The 6,606-nt window shown below is 71.9% G+C and carries 6 protein-coding genes; 2 read left to right on the forward strand and 4 right to left on the reverse strand.

The window, feature by feature from the left end; translation table 11 throughout:
- Positions 1-267 precede the first annotated feature (267 nt).
- The gene (locus AB0C29_RS22125) at positions 268-843 is read left to right on the forward strand and encodes a TetR family transcriptional regulator C-terminal domain-containing protein (RefSeq protein ID WP_360823014.1); all 576 of its coding nucleotides are present in this window, start codon (positions 268-270) and stop codon (positions 841-843) included.
- Here the strand turns inward: AB0C29_RS22125 and AB0C29_RS22130 are convergent.
- The 3 genes from AB0C29_RS22130 to AB0C29_RS22140 form a co-directional block, all read right to left on the reverse strand.
- A complete protein-coding gene (locus tag AB0C29_RS22130) occupies positions 833-1,849 on the reverse strand; it encodes a methyltransferase (protein WP_360823017.1) in 1,017 nt (338 codons plus the stop codon). The two genes, AB0C29_RS22125 and AB0C29_RS22130, sit on opposite strands and share 11 nt — an antisense overlap.
- 44 nt (positions 1,850-1,893) lie before the next feature.
- Positions 1,894-2,205 carry a hypothetical protein gene (locus tag AB0C29_RS22135; RefSeq protein ID WP_360823020.1) on the reverse strand — a complete coding sequence of 104 codons (312 nt, stop codon included), beginning with the start codon at positions 2,203-2,205 and terminating at the stop codon, positions 1,894-1,896.
- Positions 2,206-2,281: 76 nt separating this feature from the next.
- Positions 2,282-3,196 (reverse strand): cation diffusion facilitator family transporter, encoded by a 915-nt coding sequence (locus AB0C29_RS22140; RefSeq protein WP_360823023.1) that lies wholly within the window; start codon positions 3,194-3,196, stop codon positions 2,282-2,284.
- A gap of 135 nt (positions 3,197-3,331) precedes the next feature.
- Here AB0C29_RS22140 and AB0C29_RS22145 point away from each other — a divergent pair, with 135 nt between their 5' ends.
- Positions 3,332-4,255 carry a superoxide dismutase gene (locus tag AB0C29_RS22145; RefSeq protein ID WP_360823026.1) on the forward strand — a complete coding sequence of 308 codons (924 nt, stop codon included), beginning with the start codon at positions 3,332-3,334 and terminating at the stop codon, positions 4,253-4,255.
- Here AB0C29_RS22145 and AB0C29_RS22150 read toward each other — a convergent pair.
- Positions 4,252-6,378, reverse strand: a complete 2,127-nt coding sequence (locus AB0C29_RS22150; protein ID WP_360823028.1) for an AAA family ATPase — start codon at positions 6,376-6,378, stop codon at positions 4,252-4,254. The two genes, AB0C29_RS22145 and AB0C29_RS22150, sit on opposite strands and share 4 nt — an antisense overlap.
- Positions 6,379-6,606 lie beyond the last annotated feature (228 nt).

Here is a 6,606-nt window from a genome sequence, read left to right on the forward strand (position 1 = left end):
CGCACCAGCGGCACGCCCGGGTCGGCCCGCAGCCCCTCGACGGCGAGCACATCGCTGTGGCAGACGCCGCAGGCCTCGACCCGGATCCGCACCCGGCCCGGCCCGGGCTCGGCGATCTCCCGCCGTACCAGCGCGAATCCCCGCGCTCCGGTCACTTCCATCGCTCGATACGTTGTCATGCGACGAATATGACCGGTCGTCTCAGACGGCCGCAACGTCGGCCGGATCACGTTGACAGGTCTGAGACGACCGACCATATTGGCGGACATGGCGAGGCGGAGCATGCGGGCGGAGATCAGCGACGCGGCGCTGGAGCGCTTCCACACCCGCGGCTACAGCGCGGCCGGCGTCAAGGACATCACCGACGCCGCCGGCGTGCCGAAGGGCTCCTTCTACAACCATTTCGCCAGCAAGGAGGCGATGGGCGTCGAGGCCCTGCACCGGTACGCGGCCACCCAGCGTTTCGCCGTCCTGGCCGACGACTCCCTGCCGCCCGTCGAGCGGATCCGCCGGCACTTCACGTTCCTGCGCGCCCAGCAGGAGGAGCGCGGCTACACCCGGGGCTGTCTCTACGGCAACTTCGCCGCCGAGATCGCCGACCACAGCGAGCTCATCCGGGCCGAGCTGGCCGCGGGCTTCGACGAGTGGGTGGCCGGCATCGCCGAGGCGATCATTCAGGCCCAGCGCGCGGGCACGGTCCGGGCCACCCTGGACCCCGCCGTGACCGCGCGCTTCATCCTCAACGCCTGGGAAGGCACCCTGCTCGGAGCCCGTGCGGCCCGGACCGGGGAGTCCTTCGACGCCTTCTTCCAGCTCGTCTTCGAGGTGCTGCTCACGGCTTGACGCCGAGCACCGCCCCGTTGGCTCCCGGCGCGTCGAAGCGGACCGTACGGATCTGGCCAAAGCCCGCGCCGGTCAGCCAGTCGGCATACTCCGCGTCCGAGTAATTGCGTCCGCCCACGGTCTCGACCAGCATGTTCATCCCCATCAGGGCGGCCGGGGCGGGTCCGGTGCGGTCCGCGTCCAGCAGCAGCTCGGAGATGATCACCAGGCCGCCGGCCGGCAGGGCCGCGTAGGCCTTGGCCAGCAGCTCCCGGTTGGTCGAGGCGTCCCAGTCGTGCAGGATCATGCTGAACAGCACCGTGTCATGACCGCCGGGGAGCGCGGCGTCGGCGAGGAAGTCGCCGGCCCGGGTGGTGATCCGGTCGGCCAGCCCGGCCAGCTCGATCTTGCCCGCGGCGATCTCGCAGACATGCGGCAGATCCAGCACGGTGGCGGTCAGGTCCGGCTGCTGCCGGCACAGCTCGATCGGGTACGCCCCGGAGCCGCCACCCACGTCCAGCAGCCGCTGCCGCCCGGCCAGGTCCACCGCACCGCCCAGCGCCCGCGCGGTGAAGATCGACGTGGAGTACATCGCCTCCCAGAACGTGGCCAGCAGCTGGGGATCGGCGGTGGTGAACATCGACTCCTGGGTGTCCGGATCCCAGGTCAGCGGCCGGTCGGTGCGCAGCGCCTCGCCGATGCGGTGCCACGGCAGATAGGTGCGGTGGTCGCAGTAGGTGACCTGCCCGCCGAAGTAGTACGGCCGGCCGCGGACCAGGAACTCCTCGGCCAGCGCGGTGTTGCGGTAGCCGTCGCCGGCGCGTTCCAGCAGCCCGAGCGAGGCGCAGGCGGTGAGCAGCAGGTCGGCCGGGCGATCGGGCAGGCCCAGTTCCTGCTCGGCGGCGGCGACGGTCAGGGTGCGGCCGCCCGCGAGCCGGGTGAACAGGTCGAGCTCGACGGCGGCGGCGAAGGTCTTGAAACTCCAGAAGCCGGTGACGAGGTCCATCAGGGGTGTCGGCGTCAACATGACGCAGATCATGGCAAAGGGGCGCTCGCGGCGCGCCCGGGCAGTTATCGGGCAGCGGCCTCGGTCAGCTCAAGCAACGGCGTGACCAGGGACGGGTCGCTGCGCAGCAGGTCCTCCAGGCGGACCCGCCACCGGCCGGCCTCGATGTCGGCGGTGAACCGGTCGCTGTCGCTGCTCTGCACCGACGCCTCGAGCAGGCGCTGGCGGGTGTTGGCCAGTTCGCCGTACATCTCGGTGCCGAGGCGGCTGAGCACCCGGCCCGCGTACGCGTCGTAGCTCGGCCCGGCGGCCATCCGGACGAACGCGCGGGCGGCCTCCCAGGCCACCCGGGGCTGGTGGATGACGGATTGCGTCATGGCGATCCCCTCTGTGGTTGGCGTCACAAAGAGTGTAGGGAGCCGGACGCGTTTCCGGGGAGCTTCGAACGGCTTGCTACCAGCCCGCCGGGGTGCACGGGCCGCCCGCGCCGACCGGTTCGACCTGCAATGTCGCGTGATCGATGGCGAAGTCGTGGTGGAGAGCCTCGCGGGCGGTGGCCAGCACCGTGCCGAGCTCGGCGGTGGGCTCCAGGCTCAGGTGGGCCGAGGCGACGTCCATGCCCGAGGTCAATGTCCAGACGTGCAGATCATGGACGTCGCAGACGCCCGGTACGGCGGCCAGCCGCGACCGCACGTCGCCCACGTCCAGGCGCTCGGGGGCGGCCTGCACCAGGATGCGGACGGCGGCGCGACCCAGGGCGAAAGTGCGGGGCAGGATCGACAGGGCGACGACCACGGCGACGATCGGGTCCGCGTACGACCAGCCGGTGACCGCGATGATCGCGGCCGCGACAATGACGCCCGCCGAGCCCAGCAGGTCGCCGAGCACCTCCAGATAGGCCCCGCGGACGTTGAGGCTCTCCTTGGCCCCGGCCCGCAGCAGCAGGAAGGCGACGATGTTGATCAGCAGACCACCGGTCGCCACGATCAGCATCGCGCCGGCCGGCACGTGCGGGGGATCGGAGAAGCGCCGCACGGCCTCGATGAGCACGTAGATCGCGACGCCGGTCAGCAGCAGGGCATTGGCCAGGGCAGCCAGCACCTCGAGCCGGTAGAGCCCGAAGGTGCGCTGCGAGTCGGTGGCGGCCCGGCCGGCAGCGTGGATCGCGGCCAGGGCCATCGCGATGCCGAGCACGTCGGTGAACATGTGCCCGGCGTCGGAGAGCAGGGCCAGTGAGCCGGTGGACAGCGCGGCCGCCGCCTCGACCAGCATGAACGCGGCCAGCAGCCCGGCCGCCCACCACAGGCGGGTGCGGTGCCGCTCGCCGGCGCGCAAGGCCTGGCCTCCGTGGTCGTGCCCGGCTCCCATGAGCCCTACCTTCCGTCGCCGCGCTGAGCCTCGGCCAATATATGTTCACATCGCTATGTATGCAACTTGAACTTGAATGCCATTCCGCGGGTACAGAGAGGTGCCAGAAAGTTCCCGCCTGGAAGGAATCACCCCTTGTCCAGAGGCACTCTCGCACTCGTCACCACGGCAGCCCTGGCCGTGGTGCTCGGCGCCGCTCCCGCCGAGGCCGCCCACCGCGGCGGCTCCCTGCAGAGCACCATCCAGCTGCCGAACGGCTTCCAGCCCGAGGGCATCGCGATCGGCCAGGCCCCGTACGCGTACTTCGGCTCCCGGGTCGACGGCGACATCTACCGGGCCAGCCTGCGCACCGGCCGCGGTGAGGTCATCAGCCAGGGCCCCGGCACGCAGTCGCTCGGTCTCAAGATCGACGACCGGGGGCGGCTCTTCGTCTCCGGCGGCAGCGGCGGCAACGCCCGCGTGATCAACGCCGCCACCGGCGCGGTGCTGAAGTCGTACACGCTGCAGACCGTCCCGTCGTTCATCAACGACGTGACGCTGACCGGTGGCGCCGCCTGGTACACCGACTCCACCAACCCGGTGCTGTTCAAGCTGCCGCTGGGCCGGCACGGCAAGCTGCCCGCCGAGGCGGTCCGGGTGCCGCTGACCGGCGACATCACCTACCAGACCGGCAACAACGCCAACGGCATCGCGCCGACCCCCGACCGCCGGGGGCTGATCATCGTGCAGTCCAACACCGGCAAGCTTTTCCGTACGTCGTACAGCGGGCGCACCACCGAGATCGACCTCGGCGGCGAGTCCGTGCCCAACGGTGACGGCCTGTGGCTGCGGGGCAGCACCCTCTACGTGGTGCAGAACAGGCTCAACGTGATCACCCGGATCCAGCTCGACAAGCGCGGCACCAAGGGCACGGTGGTCAGCCGGACCACCGACCCGCGCTTCGACGTGCCCACCACCATCGCGGAGTACGGCAAGTACTTCTACCTGCCGAACGCCCGCTTCACCACGCCGGCCACGCCGGAGACCGAGTACACCGCAGTCGGGGTCGAGCGCCCCTAGCGAGCAGCACCGTGCCAGTCGCGGGTCCCCACCGTCGTGAGGCGCTGGGTGGCCCGCGACAAGGCCACGTACAGGGTCCGGGTGCCGCTGGCGTCGACCGCGATCTCGGCCGGCTCGACCAGCACCACCGCGTCGTACTCCATGCCCTTGGCCTGCAACGCCGTGACCACCTGGATCCGTTCGGGCAGCCCGGCCACCCACCCGGCCATCTCGTCGCGGCGCAGCACCGGCGTGATCACGCCGATCGTGCCGTCGACGTCGGAGAGGTGCTTCTCGGCCGCCTCGCGGACCGCCTCCGGCAGCTGCGCGGCCCCCACGACCAGGTCCACCGGCTCCACCCCGGTGCTGCGCACCGCCGAGGGCAGCGGCAGGTCCGGCATGATCGTGCGGATGACCCGGGCGGCGACCGCGAAGATCTCCGACGAGTTGCGGTAGTTCGTGGTGAGTGAGTACGTGTTGCGGCGCCGCGAGCCCAGCGCCCGGTCGCGGGCCCGGTCCAGCTCCTCGGCGTCGCCGGACCAGGCGGTCTGCGCCGGGTCACCGACGATCGTCCAGGACGCGTACGCGCCGCGCCGGCCGATCATCCGCCACTGCATCGGGGTCACGTCCTGCGCCTCGTCCACCACCACGTGGGCGTAGTCGCGGTAGTCCTCGTCGCGGACGATCTGCGCGCGGTTCATCGCCTGGCGGTCGGCGTACGTGCTGACCTCCTGCACCCCGTCGCGGACGTGGAACGGGTTGTTGCGGTTCTTCTTCGCCGGCTGCCGCGGCCGGCCCATCAGCTCGTCCAGCTCGTCCAGCAGCGCCACGTCGGCGATCGTCGGCCCGTGCTCGGCCAGCCCGTCGAACGAGCCCTGCAGCAGCGCGATCTCCTCACGGGACAGCAGCCCGTTGGCGTACCCCCGCAGCCGGGCGGGCTCGGCCAGCCAGCGCAGCACCCGCATCGGGGTGAACCGCGGCCACCACGCCCGCAGGAAGTCCCGGAAGTCGGTGCGGTCGGCCAGCTCGGCCTCGAACTCCTGCTTCTCCGGCAGCGTCTTGACCGAGCCCTTGGCCTGCGTCCACAGCGCGTCGAAGATCCGGTCGAAGCCGGTGCCCCGGACCTCGTTGCGGCGCGCGCCCCGCGGCAGCGCCTTGCGCCGGATCCGCTCCAGGTCGGCGGCGTCCAGGCGCAGCAGGGCACCGCGGTAGAGCAGCCGCAGCTCGGTCGGGGCGCCCGGCACCGCGTCGTGCGAGGCGCGCTCCAGCACCCGGCGCATCCGCAGCGAGCCCTTGAGCGCGGCCACCGCGGTCGGGTCGGTGCGGGTGGCGTCGTAGCCGGCGACCAGCGAACCGAGCGAACGCAGCGTCGCGGTGTCCTCGCCCAGCGACGGCAGCACCGTCGCGATGTAGTCGACGAACACCCCGGACGGGCCGACCACCAGGATGCCGCCGCCGGCGAACCGGCTGCGGTCGGAATAGAGCAGGTACGCCGCCCGGTGCAGCGCCACCGCGGTCTTGCCCGTGCCCGGACCTCCGGTGACGATCGTCACACCGGAGGCGGGAGAACGGATCGCGTCGTCCTGCTCACGCTGGATGGTGGCGACGATGTCGCGCATACCCCGGCCGGTCGCCTTGGAAAGACTGGCCAGCAGCGCGCCGTCACCGACCACCCGCATGTCGGCGGGCGCGGCCTCCGGATCGAGCAGGTCGTCCTCGATGTTGGTGACCCGCTCGCGCGCCGACTGGATCATCCGGCGCCGCACCACCCCCAGCGGATCGGCCGGCGTGGCCCGGTAGAAGGCGGCCGCGGCGGGCGCCCGCCAGTCCACGACCAGCGACTGCGACTCCTCGTCGCGGATGCCCATCCGGCCCACGTAGTGGACGGCGCCGCTGGTCAGGTCCAGGCGGCCGAAGACCAGGCCCTCGTACTCGGCGTCCAGGGCGTGCCGGCGGCGGGCCCGGTGGAACACCATGGCATCCCGCTCGACCAGCGCGCCGAAGGTGCCGACGCCGGCGAGCTGATAGCCCTCCTTCTCGGCCCGGGACGCGTCCTGGCGCAGATCGGCGAGCCGGGCGTACACCCGGTCGACGTGCTGCTGCTCGACGGCGATCTCCTGCTGCAGGACGGTGGCGTCGCTCAAGTCCGTTGTGCTCCCCGCTGGTGCTCCGCGTGCTCTTGCCGCCGCCCGGCACCGGCGCCAGGGGGCAATCGAACTTACTCCTGTTGCGGCACCTGCGTCGACGGCGGCACGCCCCTTCCGCCCCCGGGACCGTCGGGTTCGCGTCGGAACGGCTCGACCGGTCCGCGGCCGGGACCGTCGGGTTCGCGTCGGAGCGGCTCGACCGGTCCGCGGCCGGGACCGTCGGGT

It is taken from the genome of Actinoplanes sp. NPDC048791 (genome assembly GCF_040650095.1).
In the GTDB taxonomy this organism is placed as follows: Bacteria; Actinomycetota; Actinomycetes; order Mycobacteriales; family Micromonosporaceae; genus Actinoplanes.

Bases quoted from the DNA above. Each gene is read 5' to 3' on its own strand.
- AB0C29_RS22125 (WP_360823014.1), top strand. From the start codon at position 268: ATGGCGAGGCGGAGCATGCGGGCGGAGATCAGCGACGCGGCGCTGGAG.
- AB0C29_RS22130 (WP_360823017.1), bottom strand. From the start codon at position 1,849: ATGTTGACGCCGACACCCCTGATGGACCTCGTCACCGGCTTCTGGAGT.
- AB0C29_RS22135 (WP_360823020.1), bottom strand. From the start codon at position 2,205: ATGACGCAATCCGTCATCCACCAGCCCCGGGTGGCCTGGGAGGCCGCC.
- AB0C29_RS22140 (WP_360823023.1), bottom strand. From the start codon at position 3,196: ATGGGAGCCGGGCACGACCACGGAGGCCAGGCCTTGCGCGCCGGCGAG.